Raw genomic sequence first — 17,706 nt, forward strand, 5'->3', positions numbered from 1 at the left:
GTGGGTGCTGTCGCGCGTCTTGACGTGGAGGTGCGGGAGCGGCGGGCGGCGGGGGTGGCGGTGCGGTTCGATCCGTTGCGGCTGGCGTTGGCGCGGCGGTTGCGGGGGTTGCGGCGTACTGAGTTGGCGGACCTGATTCGGGTCACGCCGGCGGCGGTCAGTCAGTTCGAGCGGGGGCAGACCCGGCCGACGTTGCCGTTGGTGGCGGCGATGTCGTTGGCGCTCGGGGTGCCGGCGGAGTTCTTCACGCTGGGGCGGTCGTTGCAGCCGGGGTCGGCGTCGAGTCCGCATTTCAGGAGTCTGCGGACGACGAGTCAGTTGCAGCGGGATCGGGCGCTGGCGTTCGCGGAGTTGGCGGCCGATGTGGTGACGGCGCTGGAGCAGCATGTCGAGTTGCCGCATCTGCTGTTGCCTGACCTGAGGGCGCCGGAGGCTCCTGATCTGGCGGATATCGCGCAGTTGGCGGCGGAGGCGCGGGTTCATTTCGAGTTGCGGCCGGGGCCGGTGCCACACGTCGTGCGGATGCTGGAGGCCGCCGGAGTTCTCGTACTACGGTTGCCGGAGATCTCGCAGACTGTCGATGCGTTCTCGGCGCACTTGCCGACCCGGCCGGTGGTGCTGCTCAATCCGGCCAAGGGTGATGCGGCGCGGGCGCGGTTCGACTCGGCGCACGAGCTGGCGCATCTGGTGATGCATTTCGATGCGGCACCGGGGTCGCGGATCGTGGAGAAGGAGGCGGATTCGTTTGCTGCCGAGTTCTTGATGCCGGCCGACGAGATTGTCGATGAACTCCCCCGGCGGCTGGACTGGGAGAAGTTGCACCACCTGAAGCAGCGGTGGGGGGTTTCGCTGAAGGCGCTGGTGTATCGGGCGCATCACCTTGGCGTGCTGACGCCGAATGCTTATCGGCGCGGGATGCAGCAGCTCAACGAGTGGGGGTATCCGGAGCCGGGGCCATTGAGTGCGATCGAGGTGCCGACGTTGATGCAGCTCACGTTCGAGTTGCTGGAGAAGTCGGGGTACGGGGTGGATCAGGTGGCCGACGAGTTGCATCTGCCGGTGCCGGTGATTGCTGAGATCTTGAAGGCTGGGAGTGATCCTCGGCCGCAGCTGCGCCTCGCCTAGCCGAGCTGCGGCCAGGGTCGGTGGGTTGGCACTACCGAGTCGACGAAGCCGGCCAGGCTCAGGGCGGCTAGGTCGTTGAAGCGGGGTGCCGCGATCTGGAGGCCGATGGGGAGACCATCCGTCGAGAAGCCGCAGTTGACGGTGGTGGCGGGGTGGGTGGACATGTTGTACGGGACCGTGAAGGCGATGTGTTCGAAGGGCTTCAGGGGGTCGTCGGTCGGGTAGGCGAGTTCGGCGGGGAACGCCGTGATCGGGGCGACCGGGGACAGGATGAAGTCGTAGGTGGCGAAGGCTGCGTCGACGGCCAACGCCATCGCGTGCATCTGCGAGTAGCCGTGGAAGACGTCGAAGGCGGTCAGCGTGTCCGCGGTCGAGACCCAGTGGCGGATCTCGGGCAGAACCTTGGCGCGGCGGTCTTCCGGCAATGCGTTGATGTCGTACGCCGAACGCACGCGCCAGAAGTGGTCGAGGCCGTCGAGCATCTCGCGGGTGATGATCGGCGGGATCAGTTCGACGACGGCACCTGCCTTCTCCAGGGCGGTCGCGGCGGCGGAGACTGCTGCGGTGATCTCGGGGTCTACCGGGAGGCCGAGGCCTGCGTCGAGGAGTAGTGCGATGCGGAGGCCCTGCGGGTCCAGGGACGGGTTGTAGGTGTCTACTACGCCGGGCAGGGAGGTGTAGTCGCGGCGGTCGGGTCCGGTCATGACGGTCAGCGCCAGCGCGGCGTCGGCCGCAGTACGGGCTAGTGGGCCGATTGCTCTGCCTGGGTAGGGATTACCGACCGCTACTCGGCCGTGGGTGGGCTTGATGCCTACTAGGCCGCACCAGCCGGCGGGGAGGCGGATGGAGCCGCCTATGTCGGTGCCTAGGTGGATAGGGCCGTAGCCTGCGGCTGCTGCTGCACCTGCTCCGGCACTGGAGCCGCCGGGGGTGCGGGAGAGGTCCCAGGGGTTGCGGGACAGGTGGTGGAAGGTGGAGACGCCGGAGGAGAGCATGCCGTACTCCGGCATGGTGGTCTTGCTGAAGATGACGGCGCCGGCTGCTCTCAGGCGGGCGGCTGCTGGGTCGTCCTGAGTGGCTGGGATGAGTTCGGTCGCTGCAGTGCCCTGCGGGACCGGAGTACCGCGGGTGGCGATGTTTTCCTTGATGGTCACCGGTACGCCGTCGAGGGCGCCCGCTGGCTCGCCACTCCGCCACCTGTACTCCGAATCGCGGGCCGCGGCGCGGGCGCCGGCCGGGTCAGGGGCGTAGAGGGCGCAGAGTTTCGGTTCGAGGGTCTCGACCCGGGCGAGGACGTCTTCGAGCACCTCGACCGGCGACAGCGAGCCTTCCTGGTAACGGGAAACGAGCTCGACGGCGGTCAGATCGGCGAGATGCTCAGTCATCGTGCTCAAGCTCCAGACGGGTCGGTCGAGGTCAGGCGCGGTCGGTTCAGTTCGGAGGATCGAAGCGGCCGTCGATCGCGGTCCAGCCGCCGTCGACGTGCAGGACGCTGCCGGTGACGAAGGTGGAGGCGTCGGAGGCGAGGTAGACGACCGCGCCGGCCAGTTCGTCGGGGGTGGCCCAGCGGCGGAGAGCGCTCTTTTGCGCGTAGGCGTCGTACCAGCTCGGGTCCGCTTTGATCTGCGCGGTGAGCGGGGTCTCGACCACGCCGGGGGCGATCGCATTGACCCGTACGCCGTTGGGGCCGAGCTCGGCGGCGGCTGTGCGCAGGAGCTGGACGAGACCCGCTTTGGTTGCCGCGTACACCGATTGGCCGGGCTCGACGGTGGTGGCGCGGATCGAGCTGAAGCCGACGATGCTGCCGCGGCCACGCGCTGCCATCGGTGCGCCGAACGCGCGGACGAGGTCGAACGAGGCTCGGAGGTTGAGGGCGACGACGCGGTCGAACTCGCCACCGGTGTAGTCGAGGAGGCGTTTGCGGACGTTGGTTGCGGCGGTGAAGATCAGGATGTCGACGTCGCCGAGGTCGCGCGCTGCTTGGAAGACTGCTTGTTCGTCGAGGACATCCAGCTCGTACGCCGTAAGCTCGGTGCCGAGTGCGGCTGTTTGTGATGCGGCAGGTAGGTCGCGGTCGGCGGCGGTGACGCGTGCGCCCTGGGCGGCCAGGGCTAGTGCCGCTTCGCGGCCGATGCCGCTGCCGGCGCCCACGACGACCGCGTGCTTGCCGTCCAGTCGGAACAAGTTGGCGTAGTCGGTCATCGGTTCACCTCAGGGGTTCGGGCGGATGATCGCCATTCGGGTGGTGGTGAGTTCTTCGATGGCGAAGCGGGGGCCTTCGCGGCCGGTGCCGGAGTCCTTGACGCCGCCGTACGGCATCACGTCGGAGCGGAAGCCTGGTACTTCGTTGATCACCACTCCCCCGACGTCTAGTTGGTCGATGGCGGCGAAGGTGGTTGCGAGGGAGCTGGTGAAGACGCTGGCGTGGAGGCCGTAGCGGGAGGCGTTCACTGTGTCGAAGGCGGCGGCGAGGGTGGGGACTGAGCGGATGGCGATGACTGGGCCGAAGATTTCTTCGTCCCAGATCGGTTGGTTGGGTGGGAGGTCTAGGAGGACTGTTGGCTTGATTACTGCACTGCTTTTGGCTGGGGTTGGTTCGGATGCGGCCGGGGAGGTTGCGGGGGCTGAGGTCGCGTCGGCCGGAAGAGATGGGAGAGGGGCCGTCGGTTGGGTGATGTGGCTGGGGTGGGTGAGGGTGGCGCCGGCGGTGATCGCGTTGTCGATCCAGGTGCGGACTCGGGTGGTGGAGTGGTTGTCGATGAGCGCTGATACGCGGGTCGACGGGTCGCGGGGGTCGCCGACGATGAGTTGGTCGAGGCGGGGGGTGAGTTCGGCGAGGAAGGCTTCGCGGACTGATTCGAGGACTATGACTCGTTGGACGCTGATGCAGGCTTGGCCGGAGGCGTAGTAGCCGCCTCGTACTACGGCGTCGGCGGCTGCGGGGAGGTTGGCGTCTTCGGCTACTACCAGGGCCGAGTTGGAGCCGAGTTCGAGGAGGACTTTGGTGGGGGCTGCGTCGCGGGCGATTTGGTGGCCTACGGCAGCTGAGCCGGTGAAGGAGACTGCGCCGATTCGGCGGTCTGTGGTGAGGGTGGAGCCTACGTCGGCTCCGCCGGTGACCAGTTGGACGGCGGATGCGGGGGCGCCGGCAGAGACTAGGGACTCGCGGATCAGGTGGGCGAGCCAGAGGGTTGCGAGTGGGGTTTGCGGGGCGGGCTTGATGATGACTGGGCAGCCTGCGGCGAGGGCGGGGGCGATCTTGTGGGCGGCTAGCAGGAGCGGGTAGTTGAAGCCGGTGATGCCGACGACTACGCCGATCGGTTTGCGGACCCAGAAGCCTTGCAGGCCGTCGCCGCTGGGGAGCAGGTCGAGGGGGACGGTTTCGCCGTGCAGGCGGGCTACCTCCTCGGCGGAGGTTTCCAGGGTGAGGAGGGTGCGCTCGACCTCGACTCGACAGTCGACCAGCGGTTTGCCGGTTTCGAGGACCAGCAGGTCGACGAAGGCGTCGCGGTGTTCGGTGAGGGCAGAGAGCGCTCCCTGTAGGGCTTTGCGCCGGACGTGGGAGGGCAGGCGGCCGACCTGGGTGCGGACAGAGAGCGCGTTCTCAAGTGCCCGACCCGCTAGCTCGACGGTGCCGATGGGCGCCTCGGCCACCACAGTTCCGTCGTACGGGAAGTGGACCGGGGCGGTGGAAGGTGTTGGGACCCAGTCGGAGCCGATCGGCAGGCCTTCGGGGAAGTTCATTCGGTGGCTCCTCTCAGGAGGTCGGTGGTGGTGGCGCCGGCCAGGGCTCTTGGCAGAGTGGGGATGGCGGAGACCAGGCGGCGGGTGTACGGATGGGTGGGGGTCACGTAGACCTGGCCGATCGGGCCGGTCTCGACGATCTCGCCGGCGTGCATGACAGCGACGCGGTCGCAGACGTGCCTGACCACGGAGAGGTCGTGGGAGACGAAGACCAGGGTGAGGTTGAGTTCGTCGACCAGGTCGGAGATGAGGTTGAGGACCTGGGCGCGGACCGAGACGTCGAGAGCGCTCACTGGTTCGTCGGCGATCAGGATCCGCGGGCGCGGGGCGAGGGCGCGGGCGATGGAGATGCGCTGGCGCTGGCCGCCGGAGAACTGGTGTGGGTAGCGGTCGCCGGCGTCCGCTGACAGGCCGACCGCTTCGAGCAGTTCGCGAACGCGCTCTCCGGAGGCTGGATGGCCTTGTACTACGAGCGGTTCGGCGATGATGTCGCGGACCCGCATCCGGGGGTCGAGGGAGCTCATCGGGTCCTGGAAGACGAGCTGGAGGTTCTCCCGGAGGAACTTGAGGCGGCGCTCCGGGAGGCGGGTGATGTTGGTGCCTTCGACAACTACCTCGCCGGAGGTGGGGCGGTCGAGGGCGGCGATGATGCGCAGCAGGGTCGACTTGCCGCAGCCGGACTCGCCGACGATGCCGAAGCGTTCGCCTGGCTGTACTTCGAGGCTGACGCCGCGGAGGGCGTGGACGGTCGGGGCGGCTTTGAAGAGAGAGGTGCGGGGGCGGGAGTAGGCGCGGTGGACGTCGAGCACCTGGATTGCTGGGCCTGGGCTGGGGGTGGTGGGAGGCCGGTTGCCGGAGGTTGAGCGAGTTGGGTGGCCGCCAGGGCTGGGGGTGGTGGGAGGCTGGTTGCCGGAGGTTGAGCGAGTTGGGTGGCCGCCAGGGCGGTGGGGTTGGGGGTGCCCGGGGCCGGAGATACCCCCGGAGGCGGGAACGGCGCCAGGCACGGAGATACCCCCGGAGGCAGGCATGGCGCCGGGCGCGGGGATGCTCACGGGTGCCGGAATCCCGTCGGAAGCGGGGATGTCCTGGGGGCTGGGTGTTTGCTCAGACACGGGTTGGCTCCAAGGTCGGAGCGGGGTGGTGGCAAGCGAAGCCGCGGTCCACAACGCCCTCCCAGACAGGGGTTTCCGCGCAGACTTCGGTGGCGAAGGTGCAGCGGGTGCGGAAGACGCAGCCGGAGGGGAACTGTCCGGCGGCGGGGACGTTGCCGGGGATGGTGGGGAGGCGGGCGTCGGCGGACTCCAGGTCGGAGGCTGCCAGCAAACCTTGGGTGTAGCGGTGCCGGGGGGTGGTGAAGACCTCCGCGACCGGGCCTGACTCGACCACGCGGCCGCCGTACATGACCAGGACGCGTTGGCAGACGGTGGCGACCACCGCGAGATCGTGGGTGATGAAGAGCAAGGCGGATTCGCGGGCGGCGACGCCTTGCATGATCAGGTCGAGGATCATCGCTTGGACGGTCACGTCCAGCGCGGTGGTGGGTTCGTCGCAGATCAGCAGCGCGGGGTCGTTGGCCAGGGCAAGGGCTACGACCACTCGTTGCCGTTGGCCACCGGAGAGCTGGTGTGGGTAGGCCCGCGCGGTGTCGGGGAGGCCGACGCGGTCCAGAAGCTCGACGGCGGCAAGGCGGGCGGCGCGGCGGCCGGCGACGGTGCGATGGATGAGCATTGCCTCGGCGACCTGGTCGCCGACGCGCATGGTCGGGTTGAGGGCGGTCATCGGTTCCTGGAAGACCATCGCGAGCTGCCGTCCGCGAACCCGGGACATCTGCTTTTCGTCAGCGCCGATCAGGTCATGCGAAACCCCGGCCAACCGCACGGAGCCGGACGCGTAAACGTCCTCGGGCAGTAGGCCGATCACGCTCAAGGCGGTCAGCGACTTGCCGGAGCCGGACTCCCCGATCAGCCCGACCCGCTCCCCCGGGCCAACGGTCAGATTCACATCCTCGACCAGCGTCTTGTCCCGCACGGTGACGGTCAGACCTTGCACAGTCAGTACGTCGTTCATCGCCGGTCCTCCAGCTTCGGATCGAACCGGTCCCGCAACCCGTCACCCAGCAGATTGAACCCCAGTACCGCGATCGCGATCGCCACCCCCGGGAACACCGCCAGCCGCGGCGCGCTGAACAGGAACTCCTGACTCTCCTGCAGCATCCGACCCCACGAAGGCGTCGGCGGCGGCGTCCCGTAACCGAGGAACGACAACGCCGCCTCAGCCAGTACCGCGATCGCGAACGACACCGAGGCCTGCACAGTGATCAAACTCGTCACATTCGGCAACACATGTTGCACCGCGATCGGCAACGGCCGCCGTCCGGCCGCACGAGCCGCCAGCACGTATTCCGTGCGCATCACCTGCAACGCCCCACTGCGAATCACCCGGGCGAACGACGGCACCGTCGCGATGCCGATGGCAACCATCGCGGTCAGCGTGCTGGCCCCGAAGACCGCCCCGAACATGATTGCCAGCAGCAACGCCGGAAACGCCAGCAACAGGTCGTTGCACCGCATGATGAGCTCACTCGCCCACCGCCGGCTCATCGCCGCGAGGATCCCGACCGGCACCCCGATCACCGCCGCCACCCCGACGGCCACCAGTCCGACGAACAACGTGGTCCGCGACCCGACCATCAACTGGCTCAGGATGTCCCGACCGAACTTGTCGGTACCGAACCAGTGCGACCACGACGGCGTCGCCAGCCGGACCGCCGGGTCGACCAGCGTGGCGTCGTACGGGGTCCAGAAGAACGACAGTATCGCGGTCAGCACGATCAACCCGACGATCGCAGTACCGACGACGAGACTCGGGTTCCAGCGTCTCATCGGGTCACCCGCAACCGGGGATCGAGCGCGACGTACAGCAGATCGACCAGGAAGTTGACCACCAGTACTGCGACAACCAGCACCATCACCACGTCCTGCACCAGCAGCAGATCGCGATTGGAGACTCCGTCGAGCAACAAACTCCCGAGCCCCGGGATCACGAAGACCCGCTCGACCACCACCGCGCCGATCAGCAACGTCGCCAGCTGCAACCCGAGCACAGTCACCACCGGCACCGCAGCATTGCGCACCCCGTGCCGCCACAACGCCGGAAACGGCCGCAACCCCTTGGCCCGCGCGGTCCGCAGATAGTCCTCACGCAGCACCTCGAGCACAGCGCTCCGCACGTACCGCGTGAGCACCGCACCCTGAACCAGCCCGAGAGACAGCGCCGGCAAGATCAGCTGGCGAAGAAACATCCCCGGATCCGAAGCCGGCGGCGTCCACCCGTTGGCCGGCAACCACCCGAGCTTCACCGCGAACAGCATGATCAGCAAGATCCCCGCGAGAAACGCCGGGATCGCGACGCCCAACTGAGAGAGAGCAGAGAGAGCGAGACCGGAGAGCCGGCGGTGCCGCGCTGCCATCACCGTTCCCGCCGGAGCGGCCAGCACCAGCGCGATCACCATCGCGACTACGACCAGCCAGAGCGTCACCTGGAACCGGTCGGCCACCTGCGGGCCGATGGCAACTTTCGACACGTACGACGTGCCGAAGTCGCCGTGCAGCAGCCCACCGAGCCAGTCCACGTACTGCGTGGTCAACGGCCGGTCGAGCCCGAACTGCTGACGCAGCGCGGCAACCGCCTCGTCCGACGCGTTCACCCCCAGCGCGACCCTCGCCGGGTCGCCCGGCAGTACCGCCATGAACCCGAAGACGAGCACCGAGGCGACCGCCAGGCTGACCAGCAGCACGGCGGTGCGCTCAACCAGGCGAAGAACCATCAGGAACGCGCGAGCCGGGACAGGTCGAAGGACTCGGTGATCGCGTTGGTCGGCAGACCGGTCAGGTTCTTCTCGGCGACCATCAGGTTCGGCAGCAGGAACAGCCAGTCGGCCGCGGCCTGTTCCGACAGCCGGCGAGCGGCCTTCTTCATGTTGTCGACCTGCGCCGCCTCGTCGCCGGAGTCCGCCGCGGCCAGCAGCCCGGCCAGCGTCGGGTCGTCGTACCGGGTGTAGTACTTCGCGTTGAAGACCGCGCCCAGGTCACGCGGCTCGACGTGGGCGATGATCGACATGTCGTAGTCGGCGTTCTTGAAGACCGTGGTCAGCCACGCCGCCGGGAACTCGAGCTGGTCGATGGTCACCTTCAGCCCAGCCTGCTCCAGCTGGCTCTTCACCACCTGGCCACACGACGTTGCATAGGGCAACGTGGGCAGCCGGAGCCGGAGCGTCGTACCGGCGACGGACTTCAGCGCGGCCGTTGCCTTGGCCTTGTCGTACGGCGCGATCCCGGTCAGGTCCTCGTACCAGGGGTCGGTCGGCGGGACCATGCTGCCGATCAGCTTGCCGCGCCCCGCGAAGCAGGTGTCGAGCAAAGCCTTGTGGTCGATCGCCTGCCGAATCGCCTGCCGGACCGCGAGGTCCTTGAAGACCGGACGCGAGTTGTTGAACGAGAGCACCACCTCGCCGTTCGTCGTCCCCTCGATCACCTGGTACTTGCTGTTGCTGGTGAACTGGGTCAGCGCCTCGGGCGCCTGGACGGTGCTGATCACGTTGATGGTGCCGGTCAGCAACGCGTTGTTGAGCGCGGTCGGGTCCTTGAAGTACTTCAGCGTGACCTGGTTGAAGAACGGCTTCGTGCCCCAGTAGGCGTCGTTGCGCTGGAGCACGATCGAGTCGCCGCGCTTCCAGCTGCCGAACTTGTACGGTCCGGTGCCGATCGGCTCGGTGGCCAGCTTGTCGACGCCGGTCTGGGAGAACATCGCGCCGACCCGGGTGGTCATCCGGAACAGCCAGCCGTTGCTCGGCTTGGTCAGCGTGACCTGCAGCTGGGTCGGCGAGACGGCCTTGGCCTCGGCGACGACCTCCATCACCGACTTCAGCGAGGTGGTCCAGGCCGTCTTGACCCGGTTGATGCTGAACACCGCGTCGGCCGCGGTGAACCCCGCGCCGTTGGTGAACTTCGCGTTGTCGACCAGCTCGAAGGTGTAGGTCTTGCGGTCCGGCGAGACCGTCCACGACTTGGCCAGGTCCGGCACGATCTTGCCGGCCTCGTCCTGCTTGACCAGGCCGTTGTAGACGTTGCCGAGCAGCGCCTGCGGGATCGCCGCGCCGTCGGTGGTGGTGAAGTCGAGGCTGGCCGGTTCGGCGACCACTCCGACGACGAGCGACTGGTCGCCGCCGGGCGACGAGCCCGACGACGTACCGGAGCCCGCCGAACAGGCAGTCACAGCCAGCAAGGCGGCGGCGCTGACCAGCGCGATCGCCCGGGGGGAATACGACTTCACGCGAACTCCTCTGACCAACATGTGCGCATTTTGCCTGCCTACCGGCGGTCAAGCTGCGGCGGATCGCCGGTGACGACCGTATCAGCGCACTGTCGGGCAGATCGAGGACGCGTTGGCGGGCGAGACGCGCTGGTCGGGAGGACGCGTAGCGGCTAGTCGGAGTGTTCGAGCACCCGGATCCGCGGGACCTTCAGCTCCCGGCCGGCGTTCTCCGTCCAGTTGGAGCAGAGGAAACGAGCCGCTGTCTCCGGCCACGCGACCACCACGACCTCCTGGCTCTTGGTGCTGCTGACCAGCGTTCTCAAAGCCAGCAGGATCTCACCGTGGGTGATGGAGACGTTGACCCGGCAGTCGTTGAGGCCGCGGAGTCGTCGCGAACTGTGTTCGATCACCGAGGCCAGGTCGTACTGCGGATCCGCCAGCGCCGTGGCGGTCGTCGTACGGCCCGGACCGGCTCCCCGGGACAAGCCGGCGACGTCGGCGAAGCTGGTGCCCAGCAACGCCATCGGACCGCCGATCCCCTCGGTGGGGTGACTGGAGACCAGCAGGTGATAGTCCACCGGCTCCTCGTACCGTGCATGCAGGGCGGCGACCCTTCGCGCGTCGCCCTCGCTCATCTCCCGCTCGATGAGCACCACCACGTCGTATGTCATGCGTGGCTCCCTTCGCCTCTTCCTTTGTACTCCCGGGTGCCACCGATCGGGGTGATGATCACCGCATCGACGCCGGAAAAGTCATCGAACTCTCACACGAAGACCGCGGCGACGTCAGGCAGTGCCGTCAGCACGTAGCCGAGTTGCCGTTCGAGGGTGAGGCCCTCGCAGTTCTGCACCTTGGAGACGAACCGCTCACCGTTGAGCGAGCAACGGTAGATCGGCGCGCTGGTCAGTCCGGCCGGCGCCGTCGGCCAGATGTTCCCGATCGCGCCCACCGCGGTCTTGCCCTCGCAGTCGGCCTGGTCGGACAGGAAGTTGTCGACCCCGTCGCGGCAGGACATCAACGGCTGCGCCCCGGCGCCGGGAGCCTTGGCCAGCCATCCCTGCTGGCCTTCGGACCGGTAGCCGGGATTGACCTCGGACGTCGTGCTGTGGTGATCAGCGGCCACCGGGTTGTTGTACCGGGCCAGCCGGGCGTAGGCGAGCGTGTAGCCGAGCAACTCGCTCTGGGTGCCGAGGCCCTCGCAGTCGGCCTGCTGAGACTCCAGCGTGGTCGAGCCCGAGGTGCAGCGATACAGCGGCAAGGTCGAGAGGTTGGTCGGCTTCACCGTGTACACCCGGCCGAAGTCGAGCACCTTCGTGTTGGTCCCGGCCGCCACCGGCGCTCCGAGCGACCGCTCGAAGTGGTAGCCGGCCCGGACCGGTTCGTCCGTACTGCCCGTGTAGCGAGCGCCGGCCGCGTTGACGAACCGGCCGATCTGCCCAGCCGCCGGTTGCCCGTACGCCGCCCGCAGCGCGATCTCGGCGTCAGGCACCATCCCCTGCTCGGTCTGCACCTCGTCGATCAGCCCAGTGAAGTAATCAGCCGGTACGCCGTTGACCTTCGCCCGCCCGATCGTCAGACCACCCCAGCTGTCCACCACTGTCACGTCGTTCTTCGTCCCCGCCAACGCACCGTTCACGTACAGCCGCAACTGGTGCGCCGCATAGTCGTGCACCGCGACCAGATGCGTCCACTCGTTCAGCACGGCCGGCTTCCCCGACACCGCGTACGCCGAAGCTGCGCCTTCCGCGTCCCGGTCCGGCGTACCGAACACCCAGCGGTCGAGCCCCGGCCGGTACTGCAGGACGAAGCCACTCATCTTGTCGCCGTCCTGGCCGACCACGGTGGCCACCTTGTCGCCGCGGGTCAGCTTCGCCCAGGCCGAGATGCTGTAGCTGTCGCGCGGCGCCCCGACCCAGTACTGGCCGGTGGCGGCGCTCTGCCCATCGAGCTGCAGCGCCTTCCCACCGATCGGGCTGTCCGGGTAGCCGAGCGTCCCGGCAGTCGTCATCGGGTTGGTCCGATGCGACCAGTCCCGCGGGGTGCCGTCGTCGAACCGCCAGGACCCGATCGACACCGCCGCCGCGTCGTCGTGCAGCTTGCCCATCTCACCGTCGGACAGCGCCCGGGTGAACAACCGGACCTCGTCGATCCCGCGCGCGAAGTAGTCGACCGGACCGCCGTTCCACTTGCCCCTGCCGATCGTCGTGCTGCCGGTCGAGGCTTGCGGTGTCACCCCGACCTGCGCCGCTGCCAGCACGCCGTTGACGTACAGCTTGAGCTGCTTGAGCCCGGAGTCGTAGGAGACGGCGACCTGGGTCCAGAGTCCGGTGACGACCTCTTGCGGGGAGGTCAGCAGGACCCTGTCGGCCGGATTGTCCTGGTCGGCCGACGGCACGATCACCGCCCATCGGTTGGCCTGGCTGTTGTACTGCAGCAGGAAGGCGCTGTTGCGGTTGCCGTCCTGCGCGACGATCGTCCGGTTCCCCTGCCCGGTCTGGGTCAGGTAGACCCAGGCAGAGGCGGAGAAGCTGCCCGCCGTGTTCAGCACCGGCGTACCGGTGTCGGCGTACCCGGTGATCCCGTCGAACCAGGCGCCCGCGCCACTACGGCCGCCCGTCCAGGTCGCGGTGCCGCGCATGGTCGCCGTCCTGCCCTTGCCCGAGGCATCGGCCAGCGCCGTACCGGTGCCTTCCTCGAACTTCCAGTACGCCGCTGGGTCCGTCGGCATGGTCGGCGTTCCACCGCCGGTCACCGGGTACGACGCGAACAGCGTCTCGATCCGCGATTTGTCCAACGCACCGGTGTAGACGCGGACGTCGTCGAGCTGCCCCGGCCAGTACTCCGCGGCTGCGCCGTCGACCCGGCCGCGGCCGAGCTGCAGTCCTCCGGTCGCCTTCCACGGCGTGTTCAAGGTGCCGTCGCTCTGCCGCGTCGCGTTGACATAGAGCCAGATCTGTTGCGCCTTGGCGTCGTACACACCGACCAGCTGGACCCAACTGCCGAGATCCGATTCCTCCGCGGAGACCGACGCCTTCGTCACCGTGCCGTCGGCCTCCGGCATCTCGAAGGTCCAGGCGCCGAACGGGTGGTTGTCGATGTCGCGGACCAGGCCGAGCCGGAACTTGCTGGTGGCGCCGCCGTCCAGGCTGACCGCGGTGAACCGGCACTGGAACTCCTCGCCGGGATCGCAGATCCGGCGCAGCTTGACCCAGGACGAGACGGTGAAGCTCTTCGCCGTGTCGACGTCCACGCCGGTGGTGGTGACCGTGTCGTCCACGCCGTCGAGGTCGAGCGCGTTGCCGAGCTTGCCGACCACGTGCGTCGCGCCGGTCAGCGCACCGCCGCGGGCGCCGACCGAGTCGGCCGCGGTGGCGCCGCTCGGCTCGTCCAGGCGCCAGTTGTGCGCCAGGGTCAGGTCACGGCCGGCCATCGCCCGGATCTCGTCGGCGAACAACACCCGGCTGTAGACGTTGACGTCGTCGATCGCCCCGGGGAAGAAGTCGACCATGCTCCCGTCGACCCAGGTGGCGCGACCGATCCGGAGCGGACCCGCCGCGTAGTCCCAGGTGTGCTTGTACGCCTGGGATCCGGTGAGTACGCCGTTGACGTAGATCGCCAGCTGTCCCGCGGAGGCGTCGTAGACGGCGGCCAGATGGGTCCAGGCCCCCAGTTGCGCCTCCGGGCCGGTCGCCCTGCTCTCGAGGCAGACCCAGTTGGCGTCGCAGCTGCGCATCGCCATCACCCACTTCTTGTCCCGGGCCAGGTGCAGGTTGAACGCGCTGATCCGTCCGGCGTCCTGGGAGACCACCGCGGCGCTGTGGGCATCGGAGTCGAGCCGCACCCACGCCGTTGCCGAGAAGCTCTGCCGCAGATCGAGGGCCGCCGGCGCCGACAGGTGTGTGCTGGTGCCGTTGAGCTTCAACGCCAGGTCGCCCGGTGCCGGGTTGGCCGACTGACCGCCGGTCCAGAGCACCCCGTCGCTGAGCGTGCCGTTGAGCCCCCGGCCGGAGCTGTCGTTCGCGGTGCCGTCCAGCTTCCAGCTACCGGCCGTGACGTTGCTGCGGGCAACGATGCCCTGGAGCTCCGCCTCGGACAGCTCCCGGTTGTAGGCGCGCAGGTCGTCGATCGAGCCCTTCCACGGACCGTTCAGTGTGCCGCCCCACCTGCCGCGACCGATCGTCAGCGGCCCGGCCGCGTTGAAGCCGGCGTTCTGGGCGATGGTGCCGGCGAGCTTGCCGTCGACGTACAGCTTGATCTGGTGGGCCGGTGCGTCGTAGACGGCGGCCAGGTGGGTCCACACGTCGAGCTTGGCCTCGACGGTCGACAGGATCTGGGCATCGGCGGCCCGTGGCGTACCGGTGTCGGCGGACGGTACGAGGTACTCCCACCTGCCCTTGCCGCCGACGGTCCGATAGTTGACGAAGAACGCGCTGTTCGTGGTGCTGTCGGCCGATACCGCCGTGACGGCCTGCCCCTCCGGCGGCGCCTGGGTGGCCTTCACCCAACTGCCGATCGTGTAGCTCTGGTCTGTCCGCAGTACCGGTCCGCTGGTGGCCGCGTAGCTGCTGACGCTCCCACTGAGCTGGAGTGCGCCGCCGAGTGCGCCACCGCCGGCCGGGCCGGACAGCGCCGCGTTGCCGTACAGCACCAGGTCGGAGCCGCCGTCGACGTCGTTGCGCGCCGTCGTCCCGGGCTGGTCGTCGAGCTTCCACTGGCCGGTCCGGACGTTGTCGCGCCCGACAGCGGCCCGTACGTCGGCGTCGGTCAGCGCACGGTCGAAGACCTGTACCTCGTCGATCGACCCCTTGAACCAGTCACCGAAGTTGCCGTTCCACTTGTCCCGGCCGACGCTCAGCGGACCGGCTGCCGCCCAGTGCGTGAAGGCGGCCGGCAGCGCCGTCTCGCCGACCTTCGCGCCGTTCAGGTAGAGCCGCAGCTTGTTGCTCTGCTGGTCGTGGACGCCGGTCACATGGCTCCACGCGCCGATCGGAATGGCCGGACCCTGGACCCACTGCGAGTTCGGCTCGTCCTGGTCGCTGTTGGTCAGCTGGAAGGTCAGTTTGCGGCTGTCGCCGCGATAGTTCAGGTAGAACGCCCCGACCCGATCTCCTTCCTGGGTGGCGATCGCGGCCACCTGGCTGTCAGGCAGCGCTTCCGGCTTGACCCACGCGGAGACCGAGAAGCTCGTGTCGGTCCGGACCGCGCCGGGTGCCGAGAATGAGTCGTCGAGACCGTCCAGCCGCAGCGCGCTGCCGATCGCGCCGGTCCCGTACGTCGGCCCGCCGGCCAGCGCGCCGTCCCGGTCGCCGAGGAACGCCTCGTCGGTGGTGTTGCCGTCCAGCGGGTACTGCGAAAGGGCGCCGTTCCCGGCCCGCACGTAGATGTGATGAGTCTGGATCGGGCTCTTGTTCCCGGCCCGGTCCACGCTCTGGACGAAGATGTCCTGCGGTCCGTCGGTCTCCGGCGCGAAGGTCACGGTGGCCGGGCCACCCAGGGCTCCGGTCGCGTCGGCCCACTTGGTCGGCGGATTGCTGGTGCCCCACAGGTAGTGGTCGACATCCGCGGTACCGGCGTCCGGCGGGCTCAGCGTGGTTCGCTCGAAGGTGAGCGTGTCCGGCACGCCGACGCCGCCGTGCCAGCGGTTGTCCTGGCGATAGAGCACGGCGCTCACCTTGGGCGCCGACGAGGGAGCTGTCCTGTCGACGACGAACGGACCCGGTCCCTTCACCCAGGGACCGGAGGCGAGGCGGTTCCCGTTGTTCTCGTCGGTGTCCCAGCCCCGGACGTACCACTCCATCGTCTTGCCCTCGGTCAGCGCGACCGTGGTGTCGTGCGTCGCGCCGTTGCCCTGCAGGCCGCCGTAGCGGTTCTCCACGGCGCCGTTGGTGTAGATGTCCCACTGCGGCAGCACGCTGTTGCCGTCCGGATCGGACAGGCCGGCGAGCAACCGGATCGAGGTGCCGGAGAAGTACTGGGTGCCGTTGCACCACTTGCAGGCCGCCGCCAGCGGCGGGTCGGTGCGGACGTTGCCGGGGGTGTTCGGGGCGCCGTTGAACCTGACCCGCAGCTTGGTCGCGGCCGGGTCGTACTTGCGCCAGAACGACGAGTCGCCTTCGTTGCCGGCCTGGAGGTAGTACGTCGACGTGCCACCGGCGTTGATCTGATTGGTCGGCAGCCCGAAGGAGAAGGGCTTCCAGCCCCCGCAGTTGCCGTTGGTGTTCGCGCGAGGTGCGTTGGCACCGGCGATCTCGCCACCCGTCGGCATGTTGGACCACTTGGTGTTGCCGTCGACCCGGGCGCTGACGTGCAGCGTGTGCCAACTGTCGGTGCAGTTACCGCTGTGCACGACGGCCGTGTCGAGCCAGGCACCCATGATCGCCTTGCCCTGCAGAATCCCGCCGGCGCCGGTGTCGAACTGGAAGTACGAACGGGCAGTCCCCACGATCCCGCAGTTGCTCCAGTCGCACTTGCCGACCTGGGCGACGTCACTGCCGCCGGGGCTGGTGTTCGGGTACGCCCGGTCCGGATTGCCGGAGACGACCGAGGTCCAGAAGTTCTTGTCCCAGGTGTTCCAGTTCGGGTCGACCGTGATCGGGAACCTCGCCTTCGGGTCACGCATCAGCTTCTGGTCCGGGACCAGAGTCAGCTTCTTCGCCGTGACCTCGACGGCCGCCACGGAGGTCAGCGCGCCGGAGTCCCACATCGCCGACGGCGGCGCGGTGAACGCGACCTGGCCCTTGCTGTCCTTCGCCTCCAGCGCGCCGGTCCTGGTGGCCGCGATCGTCATGCCGGTGGTCTGCATCCCGAGCTCGACCCGGGTGAGGGCCACGGCCGCGGCAGCGTTCTTGACCACGAGGTGCTGGGTGTAGCCGGCGGCTGTCGCGGTCATCACCAGGTCGACGCCCGGGCGGACCTCCGGGTACGTCGCGGTGGGACCCACCAGCTTCGGTTCGGGCAGCTCACCCGGCCAGCTGAGCGCGAGCCGCTTGCCGTCCTTGCCGAAGGCCACCAACGGCGTGGTCTTGCCGCCACCGGAGAAGCTCAGCTCCACCGAGGCCGCCGCAGGGCCGACCGAACCGTCGGTACGGCGTACCAGGTCGGTCTCGACGCCGACCCACGAGCTGCCCTGCTTGACCCGGACGGGGGTCGGCGACAGCTCCAGGTTCATGGTGCCGTCCGGGGCTGCGAAGACGGTCTGCTTCTCGGTCCGCAGGTTGGTGACCTCGACCTTGGAGCCCTGCCGGCGAGCCGCGGACTGAGCGGCCTGGGCGTCAGGAGCCCCGGCGACCGCGCGCAGCGGCGGCAAGGTCACCGCATCGGCCGGTTCGACGATCGATGCCATCGGCAACACCGCCGCCAGCATCGCCAGCGAGATCAGTCCCGCGATCCGCTTCGCGGCACGGTTCCGCACAGACATACCTATCGGCCCCACGGCCCACCCCTCACGTTGTGGCAGCCGTCACCCCGACGCCTCGCCGGGGAGACCCTAGGTCGGCGGCGAGCGGCGCGCACCACATTCCACTG

11 protein-coding genes are annotated in these 17,706 nt (G+C 68.6%); 1 reads left to right on the plus strand and 10 read right to left on the minus strand.

Annotation, left to right across the window (positions count from 1 at the left end):
- A complete protein-coding gene (locus AB0P21_RS27950) occupies positions 1-1,125 on the plus strand; it encodes an ImmA/IrrE family metallo-endopeptidase (protein ID WP_363700186.1) in 1,125 nt (374 codons plus the stop codon).
- Here the strand turns inward: AB0P21_RS27950 and AB0P21_RS27955 are convergent.
- The 10 genes from AB0P21_RS27955 to AB0P21_RS28000 form a co-directional block, all read right to left on the minus strand.
- Positions 1,122-2,510, minus strand: coding sequence for an amidase (locus AB0P21_RS27955; RefSeq protein ID WP_363700187.1), 1,389 nt, complete (start codon positions 2,508-2,510; stop codon positions 1,122-1,124). The two genes, AB0P21_RS27950 and AB0P21_RS27955, sit on opposite strands and share 4 nt — an antisense overlap.
- Before the next feature lie 46 nt (positions 2,511-2,556).
- The gene (locus AB0P21_RS27960; RefSeq protein WP_363700188.1) at positions 2,557-3,327 is read right to left on the minus strand and encodes an SDR family oxidoreductase; all 771 of its coding nucleotides are present in this window, start codon (positions 3,325-3,327) and stop codon (positions 2,557-2,559) included.
- A 9-nt stretch (positions 3,328-3,336) separates the two neighbouring features.
- Positions 3,337-4,869 (minus strand): aldehyde dehydrogenase family protein, encoded by a 1,533-nt coding sequence (locus AB0P21_RS27965; protein ID WP_363700189.1) that lies wholly within the window; start codon positions 4,867-4,869, stop codon positions 3,337-3,339.
- Positions 4,866-5,678 (minus strand): ATP-binding cassette domain-containing protein, encoded by an 813-nt coding sequence (locus AB0P21_RS27970; protein ID WP_363700190.1) that lies wholly within the window; start codon positions 5,676-5,678, stop codon positions 4,866-4,868. The genes AB0P21_RS27965 and AB0P21_RS27970 overlap by 4 nt, the downstream gene beginning before the upstream one ends.
- 295 nt (positions 5,679-5,973) lie before the next feature.
- Positions 5,974-6,936, minus strand: a complete 963-nt coding sequence (locus AB0P21_RS27975) for an ABC transporter ATP-binding protein (RefSeq protein WP_363700191.1) — start codon at positions 6,934-6,936, stop codon at positions 5,974-5,976.
- Complete coding sequence (locus AB0P21_RS27980; RefSeq protein ID WP_363700192.1) at positions 6,933-7,751, minus strand: ABC transporter permease; 819 nt, start codon at positions 7,749-7,751, stop codon at positions 6,933-6,935. The genes AB0P21_RS27975 and AB0P21_RS27980 overlap by 4 nt, the downstream gene beginning before the upstream one ends.
- Entirely contained in the window at positions 7,748-8,695 is a 948-nt protein-coding gene (locus AB0P21_RS27985) for an ABC transporter permease (RefSeq protein WP_363700193.1), read from the minus strand. Before AB0P21_RS27985 ends, AB0P21_RS27980 begins: the two co-directional genes overlap by 4 nt.
- Positions 8,695-10,200: an ABC transporter substrate-binding protein gene (locus AB0P21_RS27990; protein WP_363700194.1), complete on the minus strand. Its 1,506-nt coding sequence runs from the start codon at positions 10,198-10,200 to the stop codon at positions 8,695-8,697. The genes AB0P21_RS27985 and AB0P21_RS27990 overlap by 1 nt, the downstream gene beginning before the upstream one ends.
- A 152-nt stretch (positions 10,201-10,352) precedes the next feature.
- Positions 10,353-10,853 (minus strand): hypothetical protein, encoded by a 501-nt coding sequence (locus AB0P21_RS27995; RefSeq protein WP_363700195.1) that lies wholly within the window; start codon positions 10,851-10,853, stop codon positions 10,353-10,355.
- A 92-nt stretch (positions 10,854-10,945) separates the two neighbouring features.
- Positions 10,946-17,593, minus strand: a complete 6,648-nt coding sequence (locus AB0P21_RS28000; protein WP_363700196.1) for a LamG domain-containing protein — start codon at positions 17,591-17,593, stop codon at positions 10,946-10,948.
- Between the last annotated feature and the right edge of the window lie 113 nt (positions 17,594-17,706).

The sequence above is a fragment of the Kribbella sp. NPDC056861 genome, assembly GCF_040687575.1.
In the GTDB taxonomy this organism is placed as follows: Bacteria; Actinomycetota; Actinomycetes; order Propionibacteriales; family Kribbellaceae; genus Kribbella.

What these genes read in the sequence shown, in the direction of transcription:
- AB0P21_RS27955 (WP_363700187.1), bottom strand. Translation starts at nt 2,510, where the DNA reads ATGACTGAGCATCTCGCCGATCTGACCGCCGTCGAGCTCGTTTCCCGT.
- AB0P21_RS27980 (WP_363700192.1), bottom strand. Translation starts at nt 7,751, where the DNA reads ATGAGACGCTGGAACCCGAGTCTCGTCGTCGGTACTGCGATCGTCGGG.
- AB0P21_RS27960 (WP_363700188.1), bottom strand. Translation starts at nt 3,327, where the DNA reads ATGACCGACTACGCCAACTTGTTCCGACTGGACGGCAAGCACGCGGTC.
- AB0P21_RS27965 (WP_363700189.1), bottom strand. Translation starts at nt 4,869, where the DNA reads ATGAACTTCCCCGAAGGCCTGCCGATCGGCTCCGACTGGGTCCCAACA.
- AB0P21_RS27995 (WP_363700195.1), bottom strand. Translation starts at nt 10,853, where the DNA reads ATGACATACGACGTGGTGGTGCTCATCGAGCGGGAGATGAGCGAGGGC.
- AB0P21_RS27975 (WP_363700191.1), bottom strand. Translation starts at nt 6,936, where the DNA reads ATGAACGACGTACTGACTGTGCAAGGTCTGACCGTCACCGTGCGGGAC.
- AB0P21_RS27985 (WP_363700193.1), bottom strand. Translation starts at nt 8,695, where the DNA reads ATGGTTCTTCGCCTGGTTGAGCGCACCGCCGTGCTGCTGGTCAGCCTG.